A 26660-nucleotide genomic window follows, 5' to 3' on the forward strand; every position below is an offset into this window, starting at 1 on the left:
TTCCGGCTCATGTCGTGATCACAGGTGCAGAAGCATCCGGCTGTTGCCCAAGGTGTTCGGCTTCACCCGTTCGAGCCCGAGGAACTCGGCGACGCCCTCGTCATAGGAACGCAGCAGCTCGCTGTAGACATCTCCGTCGACCGGAGTCTCCCCGATCTCCACGAAGCCGTGCTTCGAGAAGAAGTCCACTTCGAAGGTGAGGCAGAAAACCTTCCGCACGCCGAGCCAGCGGGCGGTCTGGAGCAGCTTGTCCAGCACCTGATGGCCGATGCCGTAGCCCTTGAAGGCGCGGTCGACGGCGAGAGTGCGTACTTCGGCGAGGTCTTCCCACATCACATGCAGTGCCCCGCAGCCGACGACCTGGGCGTCCTCGTCGCGTTCCGCGACCCAGAACTCCTGGATGGCCTCGTAAAGGGTGACGGTCGCTTTGTCGAGCAGGATGCCTTCGCCGACGTACGGATCGACGAGTCGGCGCACCGCGCGGACATCGCCGGTCCTGGCCCGTCGGACGGTGATGGCATTTGCTGCGTCATAAGGCATGGGCCGACGCTATCGCCCCGGGGCCTGCCCGCCCTCGCCGGCCTCGGCGTCCTGAACGATGCGGACGGCGGCAAGGAGCGACTCGCGCTGCTCCGGCGACATCATGCCGAAGAAGGCGACAAGTGCGGCGGCGGGGTTGTCGCTCTTGGACCAGGCTTCGTTCATCAGTGCGGCCGAGTAGGCGGCCCGGGTGGAGACCGCGGTATATCGATAGGCGCGGCCGTCGACTTCCCGGCGCACCCAGCCCTTCTGATGGAGATTGTCCATTACGGTCATGACGGTGGTGTAGGCGATGGACCGTTCCTGCTGTAGGTCTTCCAGGACTTCCCGGACGGTGACCGGCCGGTTCCATTGCCAGACGCGTGTCATGACGGCGTCTTCGAGCTCTCCCAATTGGCGGGGCACAGCGCAACCATAGTGCGAGATGTCCAAGAGATGTCGGAATGACTGGATATTGACGTAACAAAAAAGGACGTACGGCAGAGACTCTGCCGTACGTCCTCAGGTCGATCGGAAGGCCGGCGCGCACGCCGGCCGGTCGGCCGCGCCAGGCGGGCCGTCCGGGCGCTCGGCGCCTGCCCGTCCCGTCCGCGCCCGTCGCGCGCCATCTCGCTCAGTCGCCGCGGGGGGCCTGACGGGCCGCGTCGGCGCGGGCCAGGGTCGCGTCCACGACCGCGTCCTCCTTGGCCTTGTTCGGGCCGCCCTGACTCTTGACGATCGTCACGACCAGAGCGGTGAAGAAGGCGGCCATCACCACGGGAGGCACAAGCGCGGAGAGATAGTCCATGGCTCCCAGAGTAGCTATCCGGCGGCGCGCTGCTGCGGCGGGGGCGTCGGCCGCCGCCGGGGCGGAAAGACCTCGGACGGCTTGGGGACGGGGCGCTCGTCCGGGGCGGGCGGCTTGGTCTGGGGCTTGGGCTGCGGCTCGGGCTGGGGTTTCCGCTTCGGCTCGTCCGCGGACCGCCCGCCGGGCAGCGCGAGCAGCCGGGTGCGGGGAGCGGGGGCGCCGGCGAGCCGGGCGCGCACGGACATCTCGGCGAGGGTCTGACAACGTTGCAGCACGGCGGCCCCCAGAGGCGTCGAACGAAGGGTGCGCAGCGCGGCGAGATCCTCGGGCCGGGGATCGTATCCGGCGGCCAGGGCGTCCTGAAGGAGCTCCAGATAGCTGCCGGCGGAGCCGGGAAGCGCTTGGCGGTATCGGGCGAGGTCGGCGAGGAGGAACGCGCGCAGCCGACCGGCCTCGCGGACGGCCTCGTCGACGGAGTCGGCCAGGCGCAGACAGTCCTGCACGTCCTCGTCGGCGAGAGGGACGGGATGGAGGGCACGGGCGAGAGCGCGTCGGAGCACACGCAGCTCGTCTGCGCTGAACGCCATGCCGCCACGGGATCCGTATGGCGTGGGCATAGATCGACAATACGTCCAAAATGGACTAAATCCGGTTAATATGCCACGAATCGGCGCGCCGGGGAGTCCGGTCGGCGGAGGGGTGCGGTCGGCGGGAGGGATGCAGTCGGCGGAGGGGTGCGGTCGGCCGGAGGGGCCCGCGCGGCGGGAGGGGCCCGGCGAAGGCGAGCCGGTCGGCGAGCGGACGGGGAGAGCCGGGCAGGCCCTGCGGCCCGCGCGGCGGGAAGTGCCCAATCCGGCGCGCAGCGGCCTGGTCCTGCGACAGAGGCCCGGCGAAGGCGAGCTGGTCGGCGAGCGGAGGGACGGGGAGGGCCGGGCAGGACCCCGCGGCCCGCGCGGTGGGAGCTCACCGCGCCCGCCTGCTCCGCGGCCCTCCGCGGGTGCCGGCCGCCGCGCGGCCGTGTGCGGGCCCGGAGGCATCTCCCTGTGAGGAAGGGCCCCCGAGCCCGTGCCGCGGGAGCTCGCCGCGCCCCCGTCGGCACCGCGGGCGCCGGTCGCCGCGCAGCCGGTGCCCGGAGGCATCCCCCTCTGCGAAGGCCTCGTAGCGAGGCCCGGTATGCGAGGGCCCGTGTGCGAAGGCCGGTATGCGGAGGCCCGTATGCGAAGCCCCGGCAGCGAGGGCCCGCATGCGAAGGCCCCCGAGACGACGCGCGTCTCAGGGGCCCCCTGGCTCGCATGGATCGCATGGACCACATGGACCGCTCAGCTCGCGTGGCTCACATGCGGGACACGTTGCGCTCGTAGACGAGGCGGAGGCCGATCAGCGTCAGCCACGGCTCGTGCTCGTCGACCGCCGACGCCTCGCCCAGGACTATCGGGGCCAGACCTCCCGTGGCGATCACCGTGACCTCCTCCGGGTCCTCCGCCAGCTCGCGCTTCATGCGCTCGACCACGCCGTCGACCTGGCCCGCGAAGCCGTAGACGATCCCCGACTGCATCGCCTCGACCGTGTTCTTGCCGATCACGCTGCGCGGACGGGCCAGCTCGATCTTGCGGAGCTGCGCGCCCCTGACGCCCAGCGCCTCGACCGAGATCTCGATGCCGGGGGCGATCACCCCGCCCGCGTACTCCCCGCGCGCGCTCACCGCGTCGAACGTCGTCGCCGTCCCGAAGTCGACGACGATCGCCGGACCGCCGTACAGCTCGACCGCCGCGACCGAGTTGATGATCCGGTCCGCGCCGACCTCCTTCGGGTTGTCCACCAGGATCGGCACGCCCGTCTTGATGCCGGGCTCCACCAGCACCGCCGGGACGTCGCCGTAGTAGCGCCTGGTCACCTCGCGCAGCTCGTGCAGCACCGAGGGGACCGTCGCGCAGATCGCGATGCCCTCGATGCCGTCGCCCAGCTCGTCGCCGAGCAGCGGATGCATGCCCATCAGGCCGTTGAGCAGGACGGCCAGCTCGTCCGCCGTGCGGCGCGGGTCCGTGGACACGCGCCAGTGCTCGACGATCTCCTCACCGTCGAAGAGCCCCAGCACGGTGTGGGAGTTGCCGACGTCGATCGTGAGCAGCATCAGAGCTCAGCCTCACGGAGGTCCAGGCCGATGTCGAGGATCGGCGAGGAGTGCGTCAGGGCGCCCACGGCGAGGTAGTCCACGCCCGTCTCGGCGTAGGCGCGGGCGTTGTCCAGGGTGAGGCGGCCGGAGGACTCCAGCGCCGCGCGGGAGGCGACGACCGCGACGGCCTCCTCCGTCTGAGCCGGGGTGAAGTTGTCCAGCAGGATCAGGTCGGCGCCCGCGTCCAGCACCTCGCGGACCTGGTGGAGCGTGTCCACCTCGACCTCGATGGGCAGCTCGGGGAACCGCTCCCGTACCGCCTTGAAGGCCTGCGCCACACCGCCCGCCGCCACCACGTGGTTGTCCTTGACCAGCGCCGCGTCCGACAGCGACATCCGGTGGTTGACGCCGCCGCCGCAGCGCACCGCGTACTTCTCCAGGGCGCGCAGGCCGGGCGTCGTCTTGCGGGTGTCGCGGACCCGGGCCTTGGTGCCCTCCAGCGCGTCCGCCCACGCGCGCGTGGCGGTCGCGATGCCGGAGAGGCGGCACAGGATGTTGAGCGCGCTGCGCTCTCCGGTGAGCAGATCACGGGTGTTGGCCGTGACGGACAGCAGCGTCTGGCCCGCCTCGACGCGGTCGCCGTCCTCGACGTGCCGCTCCACCGCGAACGCCTCGGTGCAGACGATCGACAGGACCGCCTCGGCGACCCGCAGGCCCGCGACCGTGCCGGCCTCCCTGGCGGTGAAGTCGCCGGTGGCGACCGCGTCCGCGGGGACCGTCGCCACGCTCGTCACGTCGACGCCGCCGTCGAGGTCCTCGCTGAGGGCGAGGTGCGCGATGTCCTCGACCTGGACGGGGTCCAGGCCGGCGTCGGCCAGCAGCTGGGCGAGGCCTGGGTCCAGGCCGCACTCCAGCTCGTCGTACGCCTCGTCGCCGCCGGAACAGCCGCAGGCGTCGCCGCAGCCGCCCGCCTCGCTGGCAGGGGCGCCGATCTGGATCAGCGGTACGTCCACGGGCTGCGGACGTTCTTCGGGCGTGCTCACGGTTACGGCTCCAGGGGGGCGTCGGGGACGGTCGGGGCGAAGTCGGTGTTCTCGGTGCGGCGGACGAGGAGGCTGCGGTCGGGAGCCGCGGTGACGACGAGATGGCGCCGCCAGCCGGCGTCGTCGCGGTCGGGGCGGTCCTCGCGCCAGTGGCAGCCGCGGGTCTCCTCGCGCTCCAGCGCGGCCGCGGTCAGCACCCGGGCGACGCACAGGAGGTTCGACGTCTCCCACGACTCGACGCCGGGCTCCGCCGTCTTCGACGAGCCCTCCTCGACCGCGTTGCGGTACACGGCGTCCAGGGCCTCGGCGGCGTCCTTGAGGCTGCGCTCGGAGCGGAGCACTCCCGCGCCCAGGGACATGATCCGCTGTATCTCGTGGCGGACCTCGGGCTCGATGAGCGGCAGCACGGAGGGGCTCGCGTGCGGCGCCGGCGGGCCGGCCGGGCGCGTGGCGCCGGCGGCGGCGCCCGCGGCGATGTCGGCGGCGATGCGCTCGGCGAAGACCAGTCCCTCCAGGAGGGAGTTGGACGCGAGGCGGTTCGCGCCGTGCACGCCCGTGCAGGCGACCTCGCCGCAGGCGTACAGCCCGGGGACGGTCGTACGGCCGTGCAGATCGGTGCGCACGCCGCCGGAGGCGTAGTGCGCGGCCGGGGCGACCGGGATCGGCTCGGTCACCGGGTCGAAGCCGTGCTGACGGCAGGCCGCCAGGATGGTGGGGAAGCGCTGCTCCCACATCCGGGCGCCGAAGTGGCGGGCGTCCAGGAACATGTGCTCCGTGCCCTGCTCCTGCATCCGGCGCATGATGCCCTTGGCGACGATGTCGCGGGGGGCGAGCTCGGCGAGCTCGTGCTGGCCGACCATGAACCGCGTGCCGGACGCGTCGACGAGATGGGCGCCCTCTCCTCGTACCGCCTCGGAGACCAGCGGCTGCTGGCCCTCGGAGTCCGCGCCGAGGAAGAGCACCGTCGGGTGGAACTGCACGAACTCCAGGTCGGAGACCTCCGCCCCGGCGCGCAGCGCGAGCGCCACGCCGTCGCCGGTGGAGACCGCCGGGTTCGTCGTCGCCGAGAACACCTGGCCCATGCCGCCGGTGGCGAGGACGACCGTGGGCGAGTGGACCGCGCCGACGCCGTCGTGCTGGCCCTCGCCCATCACATGCAGGGTGATGCCGGCCGTACGGCCCTCGGCGTCCATCAGCAGGTCCAGCACCAGCGCGTTCTCGATGGTCCGCAGACCCGCCTGGCGCACCGCGTCGACCAGCGCCCGGGAGATCTCCGCGCCCGTCGCGTCGCCGCCCGCGTGGGCGATCCGGCGGCGGTGGTGGCCGCCCTCCCGGGTGAGCTCTATCTCGCCGGCGTCGGAGGTGTCGAACTGCGCCCCGGTGGCGATCAGTCGGCGTACCGCGCCCGGGCCCTCGGTGACCAGCGTGCGCACCGCCGCCTCGTCGCACAGGCCCGCGCCCGCGACCAGGGTGTCGTCCAGGTGCTGCTCGGGGGTGTCGCCCTCGCCCAGCGCGGCCGCGATGCCGCCCTGCGCCCAGCGCGTGGAGCCGTCGTCCAAGCGGGCCTTGGTGACCACGACCGTGCTCAGCCCGGCGGCGGCGCAGCGCAGCGCCGCGGTCAGGCCCGCGACGCCCGAGCCGACCACGACGACGTCGGCCTCGATGGCCCAGCCGGGGGCGGGGGCGTTCAGCCGTATTCCGGTCACTTGTCGGCTCCGAAGGTCAGATGGATGTTGTCGATCAGGCGGGTCGTGCCGACTCTGGCGGCGACCGCGAGGATCGCCTCGCCGCCGTGGCCGTCGGGGACCTCGGCGAAGGTAGCCGGTTCGATCAGGGCCAGATAGTCCAGCACCAGCGGCGGCTGTGCCCTCGCCGCCTCGTCCAGGACGGCGCGGGCCGTGGCGCGCACCGCGTCGGCGCCCCCGGCGGGGGCCGCCAGGACCACCGCGTGCGCGTCGGCCGCGGCGCGCGCCTCGCCCATGGCGGTGAGCGCGGCGGTACGGCCGGGGGCGGCCGGCATGGCCTCGGCGCGGGCGTGCAGGGCCTGTTGGGCGGCGAGGCGGTCGCCCGCCGCGAACAGCGCGCGGGACAGGGCGAGGGCGGTGCGGCGCTCCGCCGTCGACAGGTAGCGGTTGCGGCTGGACATGGCCAGGCCGTCGGACTCCCGGACGATCGGCACGCCGACGATCTCCACGGGGAAGTTCAGATCGCGGACCATACGGCGGATCAGGGCGAGCTGCTGGGCGTCCTTCTCCCCGAAGAGGGCGACGTCGGGGCGGGTGAGGTGGAGCAGCTTGGCGACGACGGTGAGCATGCCGTCGAAGTGACCGGGGCGCGAGGCCCCTTCCAGCCTCTCGCCCATGGCGCCCGCGGCGATGGTGACCTGCGGCTCCCCGCCCGGGTAGACGTCCTCCACGCCGGGGGCGAACACCACGTCCGCGCCCGCCAGTTCGGCCGTCTTGAGGTCGGCGTCGAGCGTGCGGGGGTAGCGGTCGAGGTCCTCGCCCGCGCCGAACTGCAGCGGGTTGACGAAGACGGTGACGACGACGAGGCCCTCGCGGCCGACGCGCTCGCGCGCGGTGCGCACGAGGGCGGCGTGGCCTTCGTGGAGGGCGCCCATGGTCATCACGACGGCGGTGCGGCCGGGGACGGCGGAGCGGTCGAGGAGACGGTCGAGGTCCTGGCGGGTGGAGACCAGTTCGACGGTGTGGCTCATCGCTGCTCACCCTCCGCGAGAACGCCGAGCAGGTCCTGCGCCAGCTCCGGCTTGAGCATTCCGTGGGCGAGCGCCCGGTCGGCGGTGGTGCGGGCCATCGCCAGATAGCCGGCGACGGCGCCGGGCGCGTGCTTGCGCAGCTCGGCCACGTGCGCGGCGACGGTGCCGGCGTCGCCGCGGGCGACGGGGCCGGTGAGCGCGGCGTCGCCCGAGCGCAGGGCGTTGTCCAGGGCCGCGCCGAGGAGCGGGCCGAGCATCCGGTCGGGCGCGGAGACCCCTGCGGCGCGCAGCAGCTCCATGGACTGGGCGACCAGGGTGACGAGGTGGTTCGCGCCGAGGGCGAGGGCCGCGTGGTAGAGCGGGCGGGCCTCCTCCTCGATCCACTCGGGCTCGCCGCCCATCTCGATGACCAGGGCCTCGGCGGCCAGCCGCAGCTCCTCGGGGGCGGTCACGCCGAAGGAGCAGCCGGCCAGCCGCTGGACGTCCACGGCGGTGCCGGTGAAGGTCATGGCGGGGTGCAGGGCGAGCGGCAGCGCCCCGGCCCGCAGGGCGGGGTCGAGCACCTTCGTGCCATAGCGCCCCGAGGTGTGCACGAGCAGCTGTCCGGGCCGTACGGCGCCGGTCTCGGCGAGCCCCTCGACCAGGCCGGGGAGCGCGTCGTCGGGAACGGTCAGCAGCACCAGCTCCGCGCGCGCGAGCACCTCGGCGGGGGGCACGACGGGCGCCTCGGGCAGGAGCGCGGCGGCTCTGCGCACCGAGGCGTCGGAGACGCCCGAGACGGCGACCGGGCGGTGTCCGGCGAGCTGCAGCGACGCCGCGAGAGCCGGGCCCACCCGGCCGGCGCCGACGACGCCGACGGTGAGCCGGGCGGGGCGGTCCCGCGGATCGAGCGGTTGTCGTGGTGCTGTGGCATTCACGCGGTAGGGGCCTTCCGTTCCAGTCCGCGGGGGGTACCGGACGATTTCTCGTCATGCTACGCCAGCGTTTCCCAGCGACTTCCGGTTGTCCACAGGCAGGTTTTCCACAGGCTGTGGGCGATGTCCGCGGACCGGAGGATGATCGAGGAATGGCAGACACCAGTGAGCAGCGCGCTCGGCCTGGCGACCAGCCGAGCGAGCAGCACGACGAGCGGCGCGACGACCTGCACGACGGGCAGCGCGACGAGCGGCCTGACGACCAGCGCGATGAGCGGCAGCGGAGGCTCGCCGCGTGGCGGAGCGCCGACCGTGTCCTGTGGCGTTCGTCGGCTGAGCTGCGGATCGGCGAGCGGCTCGCGGCGCTCGCCGCGGACGCGGCCGAGGTCTACAACCTGGACCAGTGGGCCGACATGTACGGAAACGGCGTGGTGGAGGAGCTGGAGCAGCGGGTGGCGCGGCTGCTCGGCTTCCCCGCGGCCGCGTTCTTCCCGACGGGGACGATGGCGCAGCAGGCGGCGCTGCGCAGCTGGGCGGGCCGGACGGGGAACGCGACGGTGGCGCTGCATCCGGCGGCGCACCCGGAGGTGCACGAGCGGGACGCGTTCAGCGTGGTGAGCGGGTTGCGCACGGTCCATCCGACGCGGCAGCCGCGGCTGCCGACGGCGGAGGAGGTGCTGGACTGCGACGAGCCGTTCGGCGCGCTGATGCTGGAACTGCCGCTGCGGGAAGCCGGCTTCGTGCTGCCGACCTGGGAAGAGCTGGTGGACGTGGTGGCCGCGGCGCGGGAGCGGGATGCGGTGGTGCACTTCGACGGCGCGCGGCTGTGGGAGTGCGCCCCGCACTTCGGCCGCCCGCTGGACGAGATCGCCTCGCTCGCGGACAGCGTGTACGTGTCGTTCTACAAGTCCCTGGACGGTCTCTCGGGGGCGGCGCTCGCGGGGCCCGAGGATCTGGTCGACGAGGCGCGGGCGTGGCGGCATCGGTACGGGGGCGATGTCTTCCAGCAGTATCCGGCGGTGCTCTCGGCCCTGTTGGGCCTAGAGCGCGAGCTGCCGCTGCTGCCGGAGTACGTGGCGCACGCGAAGGTGGTGGCGGAGGCGATACGCAAGAGCCTGGAGGCTGCCGGCGCGGGCTGGTCCCGCGTCCACCCGGAGGTCCCGCACACGCACCAGTTCCAGGTCTGGCTGGCGGGCGACGCGGACGCGCTGAACGAGGCGTCGCTGAGACAGGCGGAGGAGACAGGGGTGGCGCTGTTCCGCCGCTGGTTCGGCGAGGGGTGGGGATGCCCGCCGGGCATCTCGGTGACGGAGGTCGCGGTGGGCCGAGACGGTCTGTCCTGGACGGGAACGGACGTGGCGGAGGCCGTAGCCGACTTCGCACGCAGGCTGGGCGGCTAGAGCGGGGGGGGAGGGCGGGAGGGGGTACCCCGTGTGCGGCGAGGCCGCGCGGGATCAGCCAGCTGAGGCTGGTCGGGGTTCGTAGAAGGCTCCATTGCGGAGCCACGAAAAAGGAAACGGGGGGAGGGGGCGGGAGGGGGAGGGCGGGGGGGAGGGAGGCCCCCGGCGGCTTCTGGTCGGCTGCTGGCTGGTCGGCTGGTCACTCGCCGACTGGTCGGCGTCAGTCAGCCCGGCGGGCGCGCAGGCCGAGGGCGCGGGCGAGGGTCGCGCGGAGGCGGCCCGGGGAGCTGCGGCCCGGGGAGCCGCGGCCGCTGGAGCTGCGGCTGTGCGAGCTGCGAATGCGCCAGCTGCGGCCCTGGGCGCTGCGGCTGGGCAGGACCGACGGGAGGCGGCGGTAGTCGCAGACCTCGCGCACCACCTGCCAGTCGTGCAGACCGGGCTGCGGCGGCGTGCGGTCGCCGTGCTGCTGCGAGGAGCGGTAGCTGTCGAGCATGTACTGATGCATGGCGTTCATGCCCATCACGCTGCGCCCGCCCCGCGTCCGGCGTCGCGTCGATTGACCAGGCCCGTCAATTGAGTGGGGGCCGCTCCCCCGCACGCCGCACTATGGGACGCGTGAGCGTGAGCATCGATATAGCGGGCCTTCCCCCTGAGCGCATCGTCTTCGACATATCCCCCCTCGCCGAGCTCGGCGTGGCGCTGCACGCGCTGGCCGAGCCGGGGCACCATCCCGGGCTGCACGGCTGGGCCACCGCCACCTCGGCGAGCCTCAAGCCGGACCTCGCCGACCGGCTGCACGAGGCGGACTTCCTGTGGCGTTCGACTTTCTCGGACGTGTTCATGCCCTTCGCGGGGCTCCCGGCCGGCGAGGGCGGGAGCACCGGCGCGACCATCGGCGAAGAGCTGGACATGCTCGACCGGCTGGACGAGGAGCGGTTCGTGGCCGCCGCGCTGGAGTTCACCTGCTCCAGCCAGTACGGCGTCGGGGGGCCGGTGCGCCGCGACCGCGCGCTCGAACTCGCCGCCACCCGCGGCCCCAAGCAGCTCGACTTCACCCGTCGGCTCCTCGACGACCCCGCGTCCGTACGCGCCTGGATACGCCGTCTCTTCGAGGACTGCGACCAGGCCTTCTTCGCCGACACCTGGCGGCGCGTGCGCACCCAGCTCGCCGCCGACGCCCGCCACAAGACCGAGATCCTGCGGCACAAGGGCCTCGCCGAGGCGCTGCACGCGGTCTCCCCCGCGCTCTCGCTGGACGCGGACGGCGACCGCATCTGCGCCGACAAGCTCGCCGACGGACGGACGACCGCCGTGGACCCGGCCGTGGGCGCCGGGGTCTCGTTCGTGCCCTCCAGCTTCGGCTGGCCGCATCTGATGGTGCTCCACGCCCCGGGCTGGCGGCCCGTCGTCCACTACCCGGTCGGCTCCCCCGAGCTCCCCGGCGCCGCGCCCGTCGAGCTGCTGAAGCTCCGAATGGAGGCGCTGGCCCACCCGATGCGCCTGCGCCTGTGCCGCAACCTCGCCCGCGCTCCGTACACGACGAGCGAGCTGGCGGACTCGTACGGGATCACCGCCCCCGAGGTCTCCCGCCATCTGGCCGTGCTCAAGAAGGCGGGGCTGATCTCCACCCGGCGGCGCGGCCGTTACGTACTGCACCAGCTGGACGTGTCCGCGGTCGCCCGCCTGGGCAGCGACCTCCTGGAGATGGTGCTCCGCTAGCCCGTGACCCGGAGGAGCAGCTTGCCCGTCGTCGTACGGCTCTCGATCAGCCGGTGCGCCTGCGCCGCCTCCGCCAGCGGCAGTTCGGCGGTGACGGGCAGCTCCACCGCCCCGTCCGCGACCGGCTGGAACGCCCGCTGCGACAGCGCGCGCAGCGCGCCCGGCTCCGCGCGCGCCAGCATCATGATCGAGAAGGCCGCCGCCGAGCGCCCGGCGGAGTTGAGCTCCGCCGCCCCGAGCCGCCATGGGTCCTCGTGGCTGGCGTTGCCGAAGGAGACCACCCGGCCGAAGGGCGCGAGCACGTCGAGAGCGCGCAGCAACTGCTCCCCGCCCAGGGGGTCGAGGACCAGATCGACGCCGCGCCCGCCGGTCGCCTCGGCCGCCTGCCGCTCCCAGTCGTCGCCGACGAACACCTGGTCGTAGCCGTGCTCGAGGGCGAACTCCGCCTTGGCGGGGGACGACACGACGCCGTACACGGCTCCCGCGCCGACGCGCTTGGCCAACTGGCCCGCCACCGTGCCGACTCCGCCCGCGGCGGCCCGTACGAGCAGGCTCTCGCCCGCCCGCAGCCGCCCCACCTCGTGGACCAGCGCGTGCGCGGTGGGCAGCACCGTCGGCAGCGTGGCCGCCGTGCGCAGCGAGACGCCGTCCGGGATCGGGAGGACCTGGGCGGCGGGCGCGACCGCGACCTCGGCGTAGCCGCCGTGCGGGAGGAAGGCGGCGACCTCCTGCCCGATGCTCAGGTCGGTCAGGTCCGCGGCGCCCTCGCCGAGCGCTCGCACACGGCCCGAGACCTCGAGTCCGGGGCGGAAGGGCACTTGCGGCACTCGGAAGCCGGTGGACCTGGCGAGGATCTCGGCGAAGTTCACCCCGGCGTAGGCGACGTCTATGGCGACCTCGCCGGGGCCGGGCTCGGGTGCGTCCGTGTCGACCAGTCGCAGCACGTCGGGCTCGCCGAACTCCGTCACCTGTATTGCGCGCATAATGGACTCCGAGTGTTCAATGGAAAGCGAACACTCGGAGTGTACGACCATCATCGAACACTCGACAAGTGCGAGCCCGAGCACCGAGCACGAGCACCGCGCACGAGCACGTCGAGAACATGACCACCGAGCCGAGAACATGACCGCCGAGAGGATCAGGACAGGGACATGAGCAGTCACCGGCCCGCGCCCGAGCACACCCACCCCGACGACGTCCCGCTCCTCGCCGCGCTCGACGCCCTCGCCGACCCCGTACGCATCCAGATCGTCCGCGAGCTCGCCGCATCGCAGGAGTGGACGCGCGCGTGCGGCTCCTTCGACGTGCCGGTGCGCAAGGCGGCCCTCAGCCACCACTTCTCGGTGCTGCGCGGCGCCGGGCTGGTGGAGCAGCGCGACCTCGGCCCCAAGCGCGTCAACCGGCTGCGGCGGGCGGAGTTCGACGAGCGCTTTCCGGGACTGCTCGCACTCGTCCTGCGGGGCGACTAGGCGCGCGCAGGCGGGCGTAAGCGACCGGGAGGCCGGACGGCCGGACGGCCCGGCGGCCAGTCGGTCACCCGGTCTCCCAGCCAGCCAGCGGAGCCAGTACGCCGAAGCAGCCGGTCAGTCGAAGCGGATGTGCTTGATCCCCGTCCACGCCTTGCGCAGCCGGTGCTTCAGCGGCCCGTCCGTGTTCGGCGCCAGGGTCAGCCCCGCCGAGCGGGCGATACGGTCGGCCACCTGCGGCACGCTCACCGCGTCCGTACGGATGTGCTCGGCGAACTCCGGCCCGCTCAGCCGCTCCAGACACCGGTCCAGCATCCCCACCGCGAAGCTCTCCCGCTTCAGCCCGCGTCCCAGCCCCCGCTCGGTCAGCCGGCGCAGCACCGTCTCGCGCTCGGCGAGCAGCGCGAAGTGGTGCACCTCGTGCCCGGCCTCACGCAGGCGCCCCACCGTCTCCTCGAAGTACGCGGGCTCCACGACGGTCATGGGGACGATCACCACGCCCTCGTACCCGCGCAGCGCGAGATCCAGGACCTCGTGGACGCCGTGGCGCCAGGACGCGAGGTCCTGGAAGTCCGCGCGCAGCGGCGCCGGCAGCATCCGGTGCAGGCCGAAGCCCACGTGCTCGGGGTCGCTGACGACGCTGCCGGGCAGTCGCCGCTGAAGCTCGTGCGCGGTCTGGGTCTTGCCGCCGCCGAACGGGCCGTTGATCCACAGCAGCACGGGTCAGGCCGCTCCGCCGCCCGCCCGCACCAGGCCGGTCTCGTACGCCAGCACCACCACCTGCACGCGGTCGCGCAGGCTGAGCTTGGTGAGGATGCGGCCCACATGGGTCTTGACGGTGGCCTCGGAGAGCACCAGCCGGGCCGCGATCTCGCCGTTCGACATGCCCTGGGCGACCAGCAGCATCACCTCGCGCTCGCGCTCGGTGAGCTTCTCGATCTCCTTGTGCTGGGGCTCCTTGCCGCTGCTCGGCAGCATCGGCGAGAAGCGGTCGAGCAGCCGGCGCGTGGTCGACGGCGCGACCACCGCGTCGCCGCTGTGCACGGACCGGATCGCGCCGAGGAGCTCGGCCGGCGGCACGTCCTTGAGCATGAAGCCGCTGGCGCCCGCCTTCAGCCCGGAGAAGGCGTACTCGTCCAGGTCGAAGGTGGTCAGGATCAGCACCTTGGGCGCGTTCGGCTGGGCGCAGATGCGCCGGGTCGCCTCGACGCCGTCCAGCCGCGGCATGCGCACGTCCATCAGCACGACGTCCACGGGCGTGGTGCGGAGGTTCTCGATCGCCTCCGCGCCGTCGCCCGCCTCCGCGACGACCTCCATGTCGGGCTGGGCGGCGAGCACCATCCGGAATCCGGTGCGCAGCAGCATCTGGTCGTCGACGAGCATCACGCGGATGGACATCTCAGCAGGTCCTCGGTCTCTCGTGGCGGGCTTTGGTCGGTGACGAGGTAGGCGGGCGGCCCGTTGGACGACCTCATGGTCGACCGAGTGGACAGCCCCATGGTCGGCCTAGTGTGCGGGCTTGAGCGGGAGCAGTGCGCTGATGCGGAACCCGCCGCCGGGCCGCGGCCCCGCGTCGAGCGTTCCGCCGACCATACCGACGCGCTCGCGCATGCCGATGAGCCCATGGCCGCGGCCGTCCGCGCCGCCGTCCTCGTACAGCTCGTGCGCGGAGCCGCGGCCGTCGTCCTCCACCAGCAGCCCGAGGCCGTCGTCGAAGTAGACCAGCCGCACGCTGGCGCCGGCCTCCGGGCCGCCGTGCTTGCGGGTGTTGGTCAGCGCCTCCTGCACGATGCGGTACGCGGTGAGCTCGACGCCGCTCGGCAGCGGACGCGGCGTCCCCTCGATCTTGAAGTCCACGGTCAGCCCGGCGCCGCGCACCTGCTCGACCAGGTCCTCGATCTGCTGCACATCGGGCTGCGGGACGTACTCGCCGCTCTCCGGGGCGTCGCCGGTGCGCAGCACGCCGAGCAGTCTGCGCATCTCGGCGAGGGCCTGGCGGCCGGTGGTCGAGATGGTCTCCAGCGCCTGCTTGGCCTGGTCGGGGGCGGCGTCCAGGACGTAGGCGGCGCCGTCGGCCTGGACCACCATCACCGAGACGTTGTGGGCGACGACGTCGTGCAGTTCGCGCGCGATCCTGGCGCGCTCGGCGGCGACCGCCACCTTGGACTGCGCCTCGCGCTCCTTCTCCAGCCGCGTGGCGCGCTCCTCGAGCTGGGCGAAGTACGCCCGCCGGGTGCGTATCGAGTCGCCGAGCACCCAGGCCAGCACGAACGGCACCGTTGTGATCACCGCGAAGAAGACATGGCTGGCGACGCTGCCGTCCTTGTCCACGGGCCACCGTATGGCCGCCAGGGGCGCCGCGGACAGTCCGCCGATCAGCGCGAGGCGGGAGGCCCAGCGCGGGCGCTCGTGGGCGGCGACCGTGTAGATGATCACCAGCATCGCGAAGTCCGCGACGTTGACCATGATGTCCAGCGCGAGCTGGGCGACGCCCACGGCTGCCGCGAGGACCAGCATCTTCTCCGGCATCCGCCGGCGCAGCGCGATCACCAGGCTCAGCAGCGGAAGAATGAGGGCCGCCCACAGGCGGTCGGTGGACCCGTCCGGTACCGAGACCACCCACAGCATGGTGAGCCCGAACAGGACGACGGCCCAGAAGGTGTCGACGCCCGTCGGGTGTCTGCGGATGAAGTCGTAGAGGCGCTGCACGTAACCCAGCGTAGGGACAGCCGATAGGTGCAGGGGTCAACCGGAGGGGCGATCCGGTGGACGGAGGCGTACTCCGCAAGGTGGAGACTTGTGCGCGTGACGTATGACGAGCCGTGTGACGAGCCGTGTGACGAGCCTTATGGGGCGCCGACTGGATCACGTCGGGGGCCGGGCTGGCGGGGCTGGCGCGAGGCGACGGAAGCCGCGCTGTACGGGCCTGACGGCTTCTATAGGCGCCCCGAAGGACCGGCCGGGCACTTCCGTACGTCGGTGCACGCCTCGCCGCTCTTCGCCGCCGCGGTCGCCCGGCTGCTGCTCGCGACGGCGGAGGAGCACGGGATCGCCGAGCCCGCCCTCGTCGACATGGGCGCGGGCCGCGGCGAGCTGCTCACGGGCGTGCTGGCGGCGCTCCCCGCCGGTTTCCCGGTACGGGCGTACGCCGTCGAGCGCGCGGCCCGTCCCGCGGGCGTGGATCCCCGCGTCGAGTGGGCGCAGGAGCCCCCGGCGGGGGTGAGCGGGCTGCTCTTCGCCAACGAGTGGCTGGACAACGTCCCGGTGGACGTCGCGGAGGCGGACGGGCGGGGCGTGCCGCGGTACGTCCTCGTCCGCGCGGACGGCACGGAACGCCTCGGCGACCCCGTCGTGGGCCCGGACGCGGACTGGCTGGCGCGCTGGTGGCCCTTGACGGAGCCGGGAACGCGCGCCGAGATCGGCCGCCCGCGCGACGAGGCGTGGGCGCGGGCGGCGGGCTGCCTGGACCGGGGTCTGGCGGTCGCCGTCGACTACGCCCACGACGCCTCCTCCCGTCCTCCCTTCGGCACCCTGACCGGCTTCCGCGCGGGCCGCGAGGTCCGCCCGGTCCCGGACGGGACCTGCGACATCACCGCCCACGTGGCCCTGGACGCCTGCGCCGCCGCCTCCTCCGCCGCCTCCGACAAAGCGGAGCTGACCTCCCAGCGCGAGGCCCTCGCGACCCTCGGCGTCTCCGGCGAACGCCCACCCCTGTCCCTGGCCTCCACGAACCCGACGGCCTACATCCGGGCCCTCTCGACGGCGAGCGAGGCGGCAGAACTGACGGCCGGGGGCGGCCTGGGCGACTTCACCTGGCTCCACCAACCCACCACCGCCCCTGCGGGTGCCTGAGGGCGGAGCCCCCGAAATCAGCCCGTGGGGGTCCCCCCGGACGAAGTCTGGGGGAGTTTGAGGCGCGGGTCCGGGGGCGGAGCCCCGCAAGCCACGCCGCGCCCTCGCCTACGCCACAGCCGCCTCCCTCCCCGCCTCGCCTGAGGCACGGCCCATCCCAGCCCCGCCGGCGTTTGAGGCACTGCCCACCTCGCCCACACCCGAGCCACGGCCCACCCCAGCCCGTCCGGCGATTGAGGACCGGGGTCCGGGGCAGAGCCCCTGAAATCAGCCCGTCCGGCGATTGAGGACCGGGGTCCGGGGCAGAGCCCCGCAGGCCACGGCGCGCCGTCAGCGCCCCCGCCCCGCAGGCACGCCGCGCCCCTCGGCAACCCCCGCCCCGCGGCCCCGGCGCCCCCGCCCCCACAGCGCCTCCCCCGCCCCCGTAGGGGGATACTGTCGCCCATGACGGAGACCACGGTCGGCATCGGCGGCGCCGCAGAAAGCACCGACATGGTGCTCAACATCGGCCCCCAGCACCCCTCCACCCACGGCGTCCTCCGCCTCCGCCTCGTCCTCGACGGCGAGCGCATCCAGCACGCCGAGCCGGTGATCGGCTATATGCACCGAGGCGCGGAGAAGCTCTTCGAGGCCCGCGACTACCGCCAGATCATCATGCTCGCCAACCGCCACGACTGGCTCTCCGCGTTCTCCAACGAGCTCGGCGTCGTCATGGCCGTCGAGCGGATGCTCGGCATGGAGGTCCCCGAGCGCGCGGTGTGGACGCGTACGCTCCTCGCCGAGCTCAACCGGGTTCTCAACCATCTGATGTTCCTCGGCTCGTACCCGCTCGAGCTGGGCGGGATCACCCCGGTGTTCCACGCGTTCCGGGAGCGCGAGGAGCTCCAAGCCGTGATGGAGGAGGTCTCCGGCGGCCGGATGCACTACATGTTCAACCGGGTCGGCGGGCTGAAGGAGGACCTCCCGGCCGGCTGGCTCGGCCGCGCCCGGCTCACCGTCGCCGATGTGCGCTCGCGGATGGACGTGTACGACCGTCTGGTCCTCGGCAACGAGATCTTCCGGGGCCGGACCCGCGACGTCGGCGTGCTGTCGGCCGACGCGGTCCACGCGTACGGGGTGAGCGGGCCGATCGCCCGTGCCTCGGGCGTCGACTTCGATCTGCGGCGGGACGAGCCGTATCTCGCGTACGGCGATCTGCAGGACACGCTCAAGGTCGTCACCCGCGCCGAGGGCGACTGCCTGGCCCGCTTCGAGGTGCTGCTGGAGCAGACCCACAACGCGCTGGAGCTGGCGGACGCGTGCCTGGACCGGCTGGAGGAGCTGGCGCCGGGGCCGATCAACCAGCGGCTGCCGAAGGTGCTCAAGGCCCCTGAGGGCCACACGTACGCCTGGACCGAGAACCCTCTCGGCATCAACGGCTACTACCTGGTCTCCAAGGGCGAGAAGACGCCGTACCGCCTCAAGCTCCGCTCCGCGTCGTTCAACAACATCCAGGCGCTGACCGAGCTGCTGCCCGGGACGCTGGTCGCGGACATGGTGGCGATCCTGGGCTCGCTGTTCTTCGTCGTCGGCGACATCGACAAGTAGCGCCTCGACACCAGCTCGACACTAAGACCCCCCTGCACAAGCAGAACGCCCCCGCGCGGCGCCGTCCCGGGACTCGACGGCTCTCTCCGTGCAGGAGCGTTTCCGCGGCAGTGTCGGCCGTCAGGAGATCGCGCTGCGCAGCTCGCCGACGTCCAGCTGCTCGGTCTCGTCGTGCGCCGTCAGGTCGATGACCTTGCCGACCGCGCGGGGGCCGGACGCCTTGCGCTCGGCCAGGGCCTCCTCGCCCACCACGTCGGCGAGGTCCTCGTTCTGCACGGCCTCGATCGCCGCGATGGCCTTCTGGGCGCCTGCCGACGAGCCGGCCTCCGAGCCGGCTGCCGCCGCCCCTGCTTCCGCCGCCTCCGCCGCTTCAGCCGTCGAGCCCTCGGCCACGCCCTCGCTCTCGCCTTCGCCCTCCCCCGAGCCGGTGCCGAAGAAGTCGAAGCCGCCCAGCGGGCGGGTGGGACGGCGCGGCGGTCCGTACGGAACGATCGCCGCGGCCTTGGGCATGGGACGCCGTGCGGGGACGGTGGCGGACGACGGGCGGGTGTGCTCTGTCCCGGCGGCCGCCGCGTGCTTCCCCTGCGGTTCGTCCGCCTCACTCGCCCGTTCGGCCAGATCGCGGGCGCGCGCCTCTTCGACGGTGCGCTTCGCCTCCTGCGCGGCCGCGTTGCGCGACAGGTCGTCCAGGGCCTTCGCGGCCCGCAGGAACGTGGCCGGCGTGGGCGTGGACCCCGCCGCGGGCAGCGCCTTGGCCGGGGCCGCCGCCTCGATGGCGAGCTGACGCCGGCCCTCCAGGGCGCTGGCCCGCTCGGTCTCCGCGGTGGCGTACCGCCTGAGCAGCGCGGCGTGCTCGCCGCGCAGCGAGGCGAGCTCGACCCGCTTGGCGCGCAGCTTCGCGTCGAGCTTGGCGCGCAGCTCGCGGGACTCGTCGAGGTCGGTCTCCAGCTCGGCTATGCGCTCGTCGGTCTTCCACTGGTCGCTGGCGCGGGCGCGCGTGAGCTCCGCGACCCGGCGGCCTGCGCCCCGGTCCCAGCTGCGCATGAGGACAGCGCCGGTGACCGCGGCGGCGGCGGCCGCCGCGACCAGTGATCGGAGCACCGCTGGATCCGCCAGGAACCACGCGCCGGCGGCGCACAGGACCGACGTCCCTGCGACCGCCGAAGGCGGCAGCAGCCTGTGAAGGGGTGGGGAATGGCGGTGGCGTCCACGTGGCATGGCCTGAAATTTACCGTGCGTAGACGCCCTATGGGGTGTCGGCCCGGCAAATCTCTGGAGGAGGAGCGCCGGGTCGCGCCCTGGTGTCGTCGTCGCCGGTCGGCGGCTACTTCTTGAGCAGGCCCTTGGACTCCAGATACTCCTTCGCGACGTCCTTGGGCTTCGCGCGCTCGGCGTCCACCTTGCGGTTCAGCTCGGCGAGGTCCTCGGTGGTCAGCACCTGGGTGAGCTTGCCGAGCACGTCGGCTATCTCCTTGCCGCCGGCGTCCTTGGCGTTGACCACCGGAAGGACGTTGTCGGCGTTCTGGAGCTTCTTGTCGTCCTCGAGGAAGACCAGCCCGTCCAGCACGGCGTCCGTGGTCGAGGTCAGCACCAGCTCGACGTCGCCGTCCTTGACCGCCTGCTTGGCCTGCGGGGTGCCGACGCCCTTGGGGTCGATGCCCGACACGTCGATGCCGTAGGTCTTCTTCAGACCCGGTGCGCAGAACGGCCGCACCTCGCACTCGTCGCCCGCCGCGATCTTCACCTTCAGCTTGGACTTGCCGAGGTCCGAGAGGGTCTTGAGCTTGTTCTTCTCGGCGAACTCCTCGCTCACCGCGAAGGCGTTCTGGTCGACGGCCTTGCCCGCGGGGAGCACCTTCAGCCCGCGCTCCTCGGCGAGCTTGGTGAGCCCGGCGACGGTGGCGGCGACGTCGGAGGAGGCCACGGGCTTCTCCTCGGGCGCCTTCGGCCCGTTCGCCTGGGCGTTGAGGAACTCGGCGAGGGTCGCCGCGTACTCGGGGACGACGTCGATCTCGCCCTTCTCCAGGGAGGGCTCGTACAGCTCGCGGTTCTTCACCGTGGTGATCGACGTGGACCATCCGGCGTCCCCGAGGATCTGGGCGTAGAGCTCGGCGAGCACCTTGGACTCGGTGAAGGCCGCGGAGCCGACGACGAGCCCGCCCTTCTTGCCCGAGCCGCCGCCCGCGGAGCCGCCGGCCTTCTCCTTCTCCAGGCTGTCGCCGCCGCACGCGGCGAGGGAACCCGTCAGGGCGACCACACCGAGTACTGCTCCCGCGAGGCGCGAGATCTTGCTCATCAGGTTCTCCGTCCAAGTGGTGTCACACGGTCTTGCGCAGGGAGCGCGGCCGTTACGGGAGCACGGCCTTGCAGCAGCGCGGTCTTACGGGTGGGCGGCCTTGCGCAGGGGGCTCAGCAGCCGGTCGGCCGCCACCAGCGCCCCCTCCACGAGGAGCGCGAGCAGCGCCGCGAGGAGGGCGCCCGCCACGACCTGCGGGGTGTTGTAGGTGTTGAAGCCGGCGGTGATGATCCGGCCCAGGCCGCCCTGGCCCACCATCGAGGCGATGGTCGCCGTGGCCACCACCTGCACGGCCGCCGAGCGCAGACCGGTCATCAACAGGGGGTACGCCAGCGGGAGCTCGACGCGCAGGAAGAGCTGGCCGCCGGACATCCCCATGCCCCGCGCGGCCTCCACGACCGCGCGGTCCACCTCGCGCATGCCGACGTACGCGTTGGTCAGCAGCGGTGGCACCGCGAACAGCACCAGGGCGATGATCGTCGGCAGATAGCCGGCGCTGCGCATCGGCGTGAGCATGAACAGGGCGAGGACCGCGAAGACGGGGATCGCCCGGCCCGCGTTGGAGATGTTGACCGCGAGCGCGCCGCCCTTGCCGACGTGCCCGAGCCAGAGCGCGATCGGCAGGGCGATGGCGCAGGCCAGGAGGAGGGCGACCCCGCTGACGTACACATGCTCGCCCAGGCGGTTCCAGGCGCCGCTCTCTCCGGACCAGTTGGATCCGGTGGCGAGCCAGGTCCAGGCGTCGGCGACTACCCCCATCAGACCGTTCCCCCCATCAGACCGCCCTCTTGATCCCCGGCGTGGGCCCCGCCGTCCGTATTCGGGTCCAGGGCGTCAGCAGCCGCTGCACGCCGAGCAGCAGCAGGTCGGCGACCGCCGCCAGGAGCACGCAGAGCAGGGACGCGGTCAGCACCTGCGCCTTGAAGGTGGTCTGCACTCCGTCGTCTATGAGGTTGCCCAGGCCGCCCTTGCCGACGAGCGCGCCGACCGTCGTCAGGGCGACGGTCGAGACGGTGGCGATCCGCACGCCCGCCATCAGCGCGGGCAGCGCCAAGGGCAGTTCGACCTCCCAGAGCAGGCGCGCCGGTCCGTACCCCATGCCGCGGGCGGCCTCGCGCGCCTCGGCGGGCACGGCGGCCAGGCCGGCCATGATGTTCCGCACGAGGATGGTGAGCGAGTACAGCACGAGTCCGGTCACCACGAGCGCCGCCGACAGTCCGAAGACCGGCAGCAGCAGCGAGAACATCGCCAGCGACGGGATCGTGTAGAGCAGGGTCGTCAGGCCCAGCACCGGGCCGGCCAGCCGCGGCTTGGCGCGGGCCAGCAAGGCCAGCGGGAACGCGACGGCGAGGCCGATGAGCACCGACACGACCGTGATCCACACATGCTGGACGGTGGCGTCGGTCAGCTCCTCGCTGCGGGAGCGGAGATACTCCCCGCAGATCCAGTCATTGGCCGCCAGACAGCTCTGCGCGGCGAGCTCTGCGCTCATGCGTCTCCACCTCCCCACCCCTGCCGAACGTATGTCTGGCGACCCTATCCCCGACCACTGACAATCGCCGAGGGCCGCCACAGTGCAGCAACATGGCCTTCACACAACACCCGTCACAATGGGGAACCATGATCCGTTTCGAGCACGTCACCAAGCGGTACCCGGACGGCACGACGGCCGTCGACGACCTCTCCTTCGAGGTCGCCGAGGGCGAACTGGTCACGCTCGTGGGACCGTCGGGCTGCGGCAAGACCACCACCATGAAAATGGTCAACCGGCTCATCGAGCCGAGCAGCGGCCGGATATTCCTGGACGGGGACGACATATCGGAGATAGACCCCGTCCAACTGCGCCGCCGCATCGGCTATGTGATCCAGCAGGTCGGTCTCTTCCCGCACAAGACGGTCCTGGAGAACACCGCCACCGTCCCCCATCTCCTCGGCTGGAAGCGCGGCAAGGGCCGTGAGCGCGCCGCCGAGCTCCTCGACCTGGTGGGGCTGGACCCGTCGGTGTACGGCGACCGCTACCCCGAGCAGCTCTCCGGCGGCCAGCGCCAGCGCGTCGGCGTGGCCCGGGCGCTGGCCGCGGATCCGCCGGTGCTGCTGATGGACGAGCCGTTCGGCGCGGTCGACCCGGTGGTGCGCGAGCACCTGCAGAACGAGTTCCTGCGGCTGCAGTCCCAGGTCCGCAAGACCGTGCTCTTCGTCACCCATGACATCGAGGAGGCCGTGCGCCTCGGCGACCGCATCGCGGTCTACGGGCACGGCAGGATCGAGCAGTTCGACGCGCCGGCGGCGGTGCTCGGCGCGCCGGCCACCGCGTATGTGGCGGACTTCGTGGGCGCGGACCGCGGCCTCAAGCGGCTGTCGGTCACCCCCATCGAGGAGGGCGATCTGGAGCAGCCGCCCGTCGTGCGGCTCGACGACCCGCTGCCCCGCGACCTCGGCTCGCGCTGGGCGGTCGTGCTGGACGCGGCGGGCGATCTGCACGGCTGGATCTCCGCCGAGCAGGCGCGCGAGAAGGGCTCCGTACGCGAGCACGCCCGCCGTATGGAGGCCTGGCTGCCCGTCGGAGCCTCCCTGAAGCAGGCGTTCGCGACGATGCTCCAGCACGACGCGGGGTGGATCGCGGTCATCGACGAGGAGGAGACGGGCCGGTTCCTTGGGGTGCTGACCCCGGCGAAGCTGCACGAGGCGCTGCGCCGGTCGATCGACGCGGACGCTCAGGCGATCTCGCGTACGGAGGTAGAGCTGGAGTCGATCACTACGGTCGCCGGGACGAGGCCCCCGAAGGAGACGGCCGACACGACGGACGCCCAGGACGCGGCCTCCCCAACAGACCCCCAGGACGCGACCTCCCCATCAGACTCCCAGGGCGCGGCCGCCCCGACAGACTCCCAGGGCGCGGCCGCCCCGACAGCCTCCAAGAGCGCTACCGCCCCGGCGCCGGTCGCCAAGGACTGATCCGAAGGCCCGTCACGTCGCGCTCAGGCGGCCGCTGATCCACTCCAGGGTCGGCGGTATCTCCCGCCGCCAGGTGTTGAAGTTGTGCCCGCCGCTGTCCAGCGTGATCGAGGAGACGCGCGCCGGCGCCTTCACCTTCTTGATGAAGTCCCTGGTCGCGCTGAGGTTCCCCTCGCCCTGCTTCGACGTGGTGACCAGGAACGAGGACTTGCCCTGGGGCAGGTTGTCCAGGCTCCACAGCAGATTGGCGCGCTTGCGCTCGTCCCCGTTGCCGTGGAAGAGGTCGCCGGTCGTCGGGTCCTCGGCGGCCTTGTAGTACGCGGACAGCCCGGCGCTCGCCGCGAACTGCTCGGGGTGGTGCATCGCGATCTTCAACGCGCAGTAGCCGCCGGTGGAGTTCCCGATGAAGCCCCAGTTCTCCGGCTTGGTCCCGACGCGGTACGACTCGGAGATCGCGCTGGGCAGATCCTTGGCGAAGAAGGTCTCGGTCTGCGGCCCGCCCGGAATGTCCACGCACTCGGTGTCCCGGGGCGGCGCGACCGTCGGCCGCATCATCACCAGGATCATCGGCTGCATCTTGCCGTCCTTGGCCTGCTGGTACGCGGTCTTGGGGTACTTGAGCCCCTTGAGCAGGTTCTCCGCGGTGCCCGGGTATCCGGTCAGCACGACCGAGGCGGGGAAGGTGCGCTTCGCGTATTTCGCCTGGAAGTACTCCGGCGGCAGATAGACGTACGCCGGGCTGTCGATCTTCGACTTCTCGCCGGCTATGACGATCTTCTGTATCTGGCCGCCGACCGCGGGGCGCGAGCCGCCGGGGACGTCCAGCTCCTTCTTCTCGACGACCTTGATGTTCTTCCCGCCGGCCGAGTGGTCGACGACGACCCCCATGTCCTGCTCCTGGCCGAAGAGGTCGGACCAGGACCCGTAGAAGAGGAAGGAGTTGTTGGCGGCGAGGCCGACCGCGGCGAAGAGCGCGAGCTGAGTCGCGAGCAGCAGCCCGATCCTGCCGGTCACGGCTCGCCAGCTCTTGCGGGCGAGGCGCGGCCAGAGCCAGATGGTGGCCGCGAACAGCAGCAATGCCACCACAACGGCCAAGGCCAGAACTTTGTTACTCGTCAGACCCATGAGTCGCGTGAGCTTTCTTCCTTGAGAATTTCCGGAGAGCGAGTGAACCCGCTCCCCGGAAGTGCCGTCCTAGAGAGCGCAAATCGTCCGAAGCCGAAAGACGTGAGGCTGACGGACTCAGGAACTCTTGCGGAGCCACGGGAAGCGATGTCTGCAACCATAGATGGGGACAAATCAGGAATGGTTCCGGATTGGGTACGCCGCGTTCTGCGCGGCCCCCGATCCGAATCCGTCCCTGCGCTTGTCGGCACGGCCGCTGCGGTCATCGGCCTGATCGACATCGCGGCCGGGGTCTTCCCCCGCTTCCGCCACAGCCGGATGCACTCGCTCGCCGAAGTGCTGCCGGGCGCCACCGGGCCGTTCGCCGCGGCGCTCTCGCTGAGCGCGGGCGTGCTGCTGCTCCTGCTCGCCCACGGGCTCAAGCGCCATAAGCGGCGGGCCTGGCGGGCGGCTGTGATCCTGCTGCCGGTGGGGGCGGTGAGCCAGTTCGTCTACCGGCACTCCTACATCGGCGTGCTGCTCTCGCTGGCGCTGCTGGCGCTGCTGCTGCGGCACCGCGGCCAGTTCGCGGCGCTGCCCGACCCGCGCAGCCGCTGGAAGGCGCTCGCCAACTTCGTCGTCATGGGCGCGGGCTCCATCGGGCTCGGCCTGGTGATCGTCAGCGCCCACCCCAAGCGGGTGATCGGCAGCCCGAGCCTGACCGACCGGCTCGAGCACGTGCTGTTCGGGCTCTTCGGCTTCGAGGGCCCCGTCGACTACGCGGGCCGGGTCTCCTGGACCGTCGGCTACTCGCTCGGTGCGCTCGGCCTGCTGACCGCGGTCACCACGATCTATCTGGCGTTCCGGCCCGAGCACCCGGCGGCGCAGCTGACCGAGGACGACGAGGCGAGGCTGCGCGAACTGCTGGCCAAGCACGGCGGCCGGGACTCGCTGGGCCACTTCGCGCTCCGCCGCGACAAGGGCGTGGTCTTCTCGCCCAGCGGCAAGGCGGCGGTCTGCTACCGCGTGGTCTCCGGGGTGATGCTCGCCAGCGGCGACCCGATCGGCGACGTCGAGGCGTGGCCGGGCGCGATCGAGCGCTTCATGGACGAGGCCAAGGCGCACTCGTGGACTCCGGCGGTGATGGGCTGCTCGGAGACCGGCGGCGAGGTCTGGACCCGGGAGACGGGCCTGGACGCCCTGGAGCTGGGAGACGAGGCGGTGGTGGATGTCGCGGATTTCTCCCTTACTGGGCGCGCGATGCGAAACGTGCGCCAGATGGTGAAGCGCATCGAGCGCAATGGGTACGAGACCCGCGTACGGCGCGCCCGTGACCTGAGCGACGTCGAGCTGGAGCAGATCCGCCGGGCCGCGGCCGACTGGCGCGGGACGGACACCGAGCGCGGCTTCTCGATGGCGCTCGGCCGGATCGGCGACGCGGCCGACGGCGACGCGGTGATCGCCACGGCGCACAAGAAGGACGAAGGGGACGAGGACTCCCCGTACGGCGATGTGAAGGCGATCATCCACTTCGTTCCGTGGGGTACGGACGGGATGTCCCTGGAGCTGATGCGCCGGGACCGCTCGGCGGACCCGGGCATGAACGAGCTGCTGATCGTGGCGGCGCTCCAGGCGTCGCCGGCGCTGAAGATCGAGCGCGTCTCGCTGAACTTCGCGATGTTCCGCTCGGCGCTGGCGCGCGGCGAGAAGATCGGCGCGGGCCCGGTGCTCCGGGTCTGGCGCGGACTGCTGGTCTTCCTCTCCCGCTGGTTCCAGATCGAGTCGCTGTACAAGTTCAACGCGAAGTTCCGCCCCCGCTGGGAGCCGCGCTTCGTGGTCTTCCGCAACACCCGGGACCTGCCGCGGATCGGCTTCGCCGCGATGCAGGCGGAGGGCTTCGTGAACCTCGCCCTTCCCCGCCCCTTCCCGCGACGGGGGAAGGCGGGCCGGCCCCGCCCCTGCGCCCACATCGTCGCGACGCCCGAGCGCGAGGTCCGCGCGGCGTAGCCCGACCCGGGCCCGTCGCCGGGCCCGCGCAAGACCGGGGCCCGTCGCCGGGCCCCACGCAAGCATCTGTTGGCTCGGCTGGCTCTGCTGCCGTACGTACGCCGTCGCCCCGGCCGCGCCCTGCTTCACCACGAGGACCGCCGGCTCCGGCAGCGCCCTGC

General features: G+C 72.4%; 25 protein-coding genes and 1 pseudogene. 7 read left to right on the forward strand and 19 right to left on the reverse strand.

The annotated features are described in order from the left end of the window. Positions 1 to 18 precede the first annotated feature (18 nt). The 9 genes from AB0M39_RS21440 to AB0M39_RS21480 all read right to left on the reverse strand — a co-directional run bounded on the left by AB0M39_RS21440 (position 19) and on the right by AB0M39_RS21480 (position 8116). The gene (locus AB0M39_RS21440; RefSeq protein ID WP_365366620.1) at positions 19 to 540 is read right to left on the reverse strand and encodes an amino-acid N-acetyltransferase; all 522 of its coding nucleotides are present in this window, start codon (positions 538 to 540) and stop codon (positions 19 to 21) included. Positions 541 to 549: 9 nt separating this feature from the next. Then, on the reverse strand, positions 550 to 945 hold the full coding sequence (locus AB0M39_RS21445; RefSeq protein ID WP_365366622.1) for a BlaI/MecI/CopY family transcriptional regulator: 396 nt from the start codon (positions 943 to 945) through the stop codon (positions 550 to 552). Between the two features lie 208 nt (positions 946 to 1153). Continuing rightward, the gene (locus tag AB0M39_RS21450; RefSeq protein ID WP_365366624.1) at positions 1154 to 1327 is read right to left on the reverse strand and encodes a hypothetical protein; all 174 of its coding nucleotides are present in this window, start codon (positions 1325 to 1327) and stop codon (positions 1154 to 1156) included. Between the two features lie 14 nt (positions 1328 to 1341). Continuing rightward, positions 1342 to 1914, reverse strand: a complete 573-nt coding sequence (locus tag AB0M39_RS21455; protein WP_365366626.1) for a hypothetical protein — start codon at positions 1912 to 1914, stop codon at positions 1342 to 1344. 746 nt (positions 1915 to 2660) lie between these two features. Continuing rightward, the gene (locus AB0M39_RS21460; RefSeq protein WP_365366628.1) at positions 2661 to 3458 is read right to left on the reverse strand and encodes a type III pantothenate kinase; all 798 of its coding nucleotides are present in this window, start codon (positions 3456 to 3458) and stop codon (positions 2661 to 2663) included. After that, a complete protein-coding gene (gene nadC / locus AB0M39_RS21465) occupies positions 3458 to 4483 on the reverse strand; it encodes a carboxylating nicotinate-nucleotide diphosphorylase (protein WP_365366630.1) in 1026 nt (341 codons plus the stop codon). The genes AB0M39_RS21460 and nadC overlap by 1 nt, the downstream gene beginning before the upstream one ends. A gap of 2 nt (positions 4484 to 4485) precedes the next feature. Beyond that, complete coding sequence (locus AB0M39_RS21470) at positions 4486 to 6189, reverse strand: L-aspartate oxidase (protein ID WP_365366632.1); 1704 nt, start codon at positions 6187 to 6189, stop codon at positions 4486 to 4488. Continuing rightward, the gene (panC, locus tag AB0M39_RS21475; protein ID WP_365366634.1) at positions 6186 to 7199 is read right to left on the reverse strand and encodes a pantoate--beta-alanine ligase; all 1014 of its coding nucleotides are present in this window, start codon (positions 7197 to 7199) and stop codon (positions 6186 to 6188) included. Before panC ends, AB0M39_RS21470 begins: the two co-directional genes overlap by 4 nt. Further along, positions 7196 to 8116, reverse strand: coding sequence for a DUF2520 domain-containing protein (locus AB0M39_RS21480; RefSeq protein ID WP_365366636.1), 921 nt, complete (start codon positions 8114 to 8116; stop codon positions 7196 to 7198). Before AB0M39_RS21480 ends, panC begins: the two co-directional genes overlap by 4 nt. A gap of 149 nt (positions 8117 to 8265) precedes the next feature. Between AB0M39_RS21480 and AB0M39_RS21485 the strand changes: the two genes are divergently transcribed. Beyond that, a complete protein-coding gene (locus AB0M39_RS21485; RefSeq protein WP_365366638.1) occupies positions 8266 to 9513 on the forward strand; it encodes a beta-eliminating lyase-related protein in 1248 nt (415 codons plus the stop codon). A 220-nt stretch (positions 9514 to 9733) separates the two neighbouring features. On the opposite strand, the gene AB0M39_RS21490 is transcribed toward AB0M39_RS21485, so the two are convergent. Further along, positions 9734 to 10027 (reverse strand): hypothetical protein, encoded by a 294-nt coding sequence (locus AB0M39_RS21490; RefSeq protein WP_365366640.1) that lies wholly within the window; start codon positions 10025 to 10027, stop codon positions 9734 to 9736. Positions 10028 to 10134: 107 nt separating this feature from the next. Between AB0M39_RS21490 and AB0M39_RS21495 the strand changes: the two genes are divergently transcribed. Continuing rightward, entirely contained in the window at positions 10135 to 11232 is a 1098-nt protein-coding gene (locus tag AB0M39_RS21495; protein WP_365366672.1) for a DUF5937 family protein, read from the forward strand. On the opposite strand, the gene AB0M39_RS21500 is transcribed toward AB0M39_RS21495, so the two are convergent. Continuing rightward, on the reverse strand, positions 11229 to 12215 hold the full coding sequence (locus AB0M39_RS21500; protein ID WP_365366642.1) for a zinc-binding dehydrogenase: 987 nt from the start codon (positions 12213 to 12215) through the stop codon (positions 11229 to 11231). The genes AB0M39_RS21495 and AB0M39_RS21500 overlap by 4 nt on opposite strands. A gap of 168 nt (positions 12216 to 12383) precedes the next feature. On the opposite strand from AB0M39_RS21500, the gene AB0M39_RS21505 reads away from it, so the two are divergent. Next, positions 12384 to 12701: a helix-turn-helix domain-containing protein gene (locus AB0M39_RS21505; protein ID WP_365366644.1), complete on the forward strand. Its 318-nt coding sequence runs from the start codon at positions 12384 to 12386 to the stop codon at positions 12699 to 12701. A 114-nt stretch (positions 12702 to 12815) separates the two neighbouring features. On the opposite strand, the gene AB0M39_RS21510 is transcribed toward AB0M39_RS21505, so the two are convergent. The 3 genes from AB0M39_RS21510 to AB0M39_RS21520 form a co-directional block, all read right to left on the reverse strand. Then, positions 12816 to 13418 carry an AAA family ATPase gene (locus AB0M39_RS21510; protein ID WP_365366646.1) on the reverse strand — a complete coding sequence of 201 codons (603 nt, stop codon included), beginning with the start codon at positions 13416 to 13418 and terminating at the stop codon, positions 12816 to 12818. Positions 13419 to 13421: 3 nt separating this feature from the next. Next, positions 13422 to 14096, reverse strand: a complete 675-nt coding sequence (locus AB0M39_RS21515) for a response regulator transcription factor (protein ID WP_365366648.1) — start codon at positions 14094 to 14096, stop codon at positions 13422 to 13424. A gap of 108 nt (positions 14097 to 14204) precedes the next feature. Further along, positions 14205 to 15407, reverse strand: coding sequence for a sensor histidine kinase (locus AB0M39_RS21520; RefSeq protein ID WP_365366650.1), 1203 nt, complete (start codon positions 15405 to 15407; stop codon positions 14205 to 14207). Positions 15408 to 15614: 207 nt separating this feature from the next. On the opposite strand from AB0M39_RS21520, the gene AB0M39_RS21525 reads away from it, so the two are divergent. Together AB0M39_RS21525 and AB0M39_RS21530 are read left to right on the forward strand one after the other, a co-directional pair. Beyond that, the gene (locus tag AB0M39_RS21525; RefSeq protein WP_365366674.1) at positions 15615 to 16550 is read left to right on the forward strand and encodes an SAM-dependent methyltransferase; all 936 of its coding nucleotides are present in this window, start codon (positions 15615 to 15617) and stop codon (positions 16548 to 16550) included. Between the two features lie 444 nt (positions 16551 to 16994). Further along, the gene (locus tag AB0M39_RS21530) at positions 16995 to 18137 is read left to right on the forward strand and encodes an NADH-quinone oxidoreductase subunit D (RefSeq protein ID WP_365366652.1); all 1143 of its coding nucleotides are present in this window, start codon (positions 16995 to 16997) and stop codon (positions 18135 to 18137) included. A gap of 120 nt (positions 18138 to 18257) precedes the next feature. Here the strand turns inward: AB0M39_RS21530 and AB0M39_RS21535 are convergent, their stop codons facing one another. The 4 genes from AB0M39_RS21535 to AB0M39_RS21550 form a co-directional block, all read right to left on the reverse strand. Continuing rightward, positions 18258 to 19355 (reverse strand): hypothetical protein, encoded by a 1098-nt coding sequence (locus AB0M39_RS21535; RefSeq protein WP_365366654.1) that lies wholly within the window; start codon positions 19353 to 19355, stop codon positions 18258 to 18260. A gap of 106 nt (positions 19356 to 19461) precedes the next feature. Beyond that, positions 19462 to 20433, reverse strand: a complete 972-nt coding sequence (locus AB0M39_RS21540; RefSeq protein ID WP_365366656.1) for an ABC transporter substrate-binding protein — start codon at positions 20431 to 20433, stop codon at positions 19462 to 19464. A gap of 84 nt (positions 20434 to 20517) precedes the next feature. Then, a complete protein-coding gene (locus tag AB0M39_RS21545) occupies positions 20518 to 21192 on the reverse strand; it encodes an ABC transporter permease (protein ID WP_365366658.1) in 675 nt (224 codons plus the stop codon). A gap of 16 nt (positions 21193 to 21208) precedes the next feature. Beyond that, positions 21209 to 21925, reverse strand: a complete 717-nt coding sequence (locus AB0M39_RS21550) for an ABC transporter permease (RefSeq protein ID WP_365366660.1) — start codon at positions 21923 to 21925, stop codon at positions 21209 to 21211. Positions 21926 to 22053: 128 nt separating this feature from the next. Here AB0M39_RS21550 and AB0M39_RS21555 point away from each other — a divergent pair. Next, positions 22054 to 23196 (forward strand): annotated as a pseudogene (locus AB0M39_RS21555) (betaine/proline/choline family ABC transporter ATP-binding protein); the annotation flags it as partial. Positions 23197 to 23400: 204 nt separating this feature from the next. On the opposite strand, the gene AB0M39_RS21560 reads toward AB0M39_RS21555, so the two are convergent. Next, the gene (locus AB0M39_RS21560; protein ID WP_365366662.1) at positions 23401 to 24513 is read right to left on the reverse strand and encodes an alpha/beta hydrolase-fold protein; all 1113 of its coding nucleotides are present in this window, start codon (positions 24511 to 24513) and stop codon (positions 23401 to 23403) included. Between the two features lie 180 nt (positions 24514 to 24693). On the opposite strand from AB0M39_RS21560, the gene AB0M39_RS21565 reads away from it, so the two are divergent. Further along, positions 24694 to 26499 (forward strand): phosphatidylglycerol lysyltransferase domain-containing protein, encoded by a 1806-nt coding sequence (locus AB0M39_RS21565; protein ID WP_365366664.1) that lies wholly within the window; start codon positions 24694 to 24696, stop codon positions 26497 to 26499. Positions 26500 to 26660: the final 161 nt, after the last annotated feature.

The organism is Streptomyces sp. NPDC051907 (genome assembly GCF_040681075.1).
GTDB lineage: Bacteria > Actinomycetota > Actinomycetes > Streptomycetales > Streptomycetaceae > Streptomyces.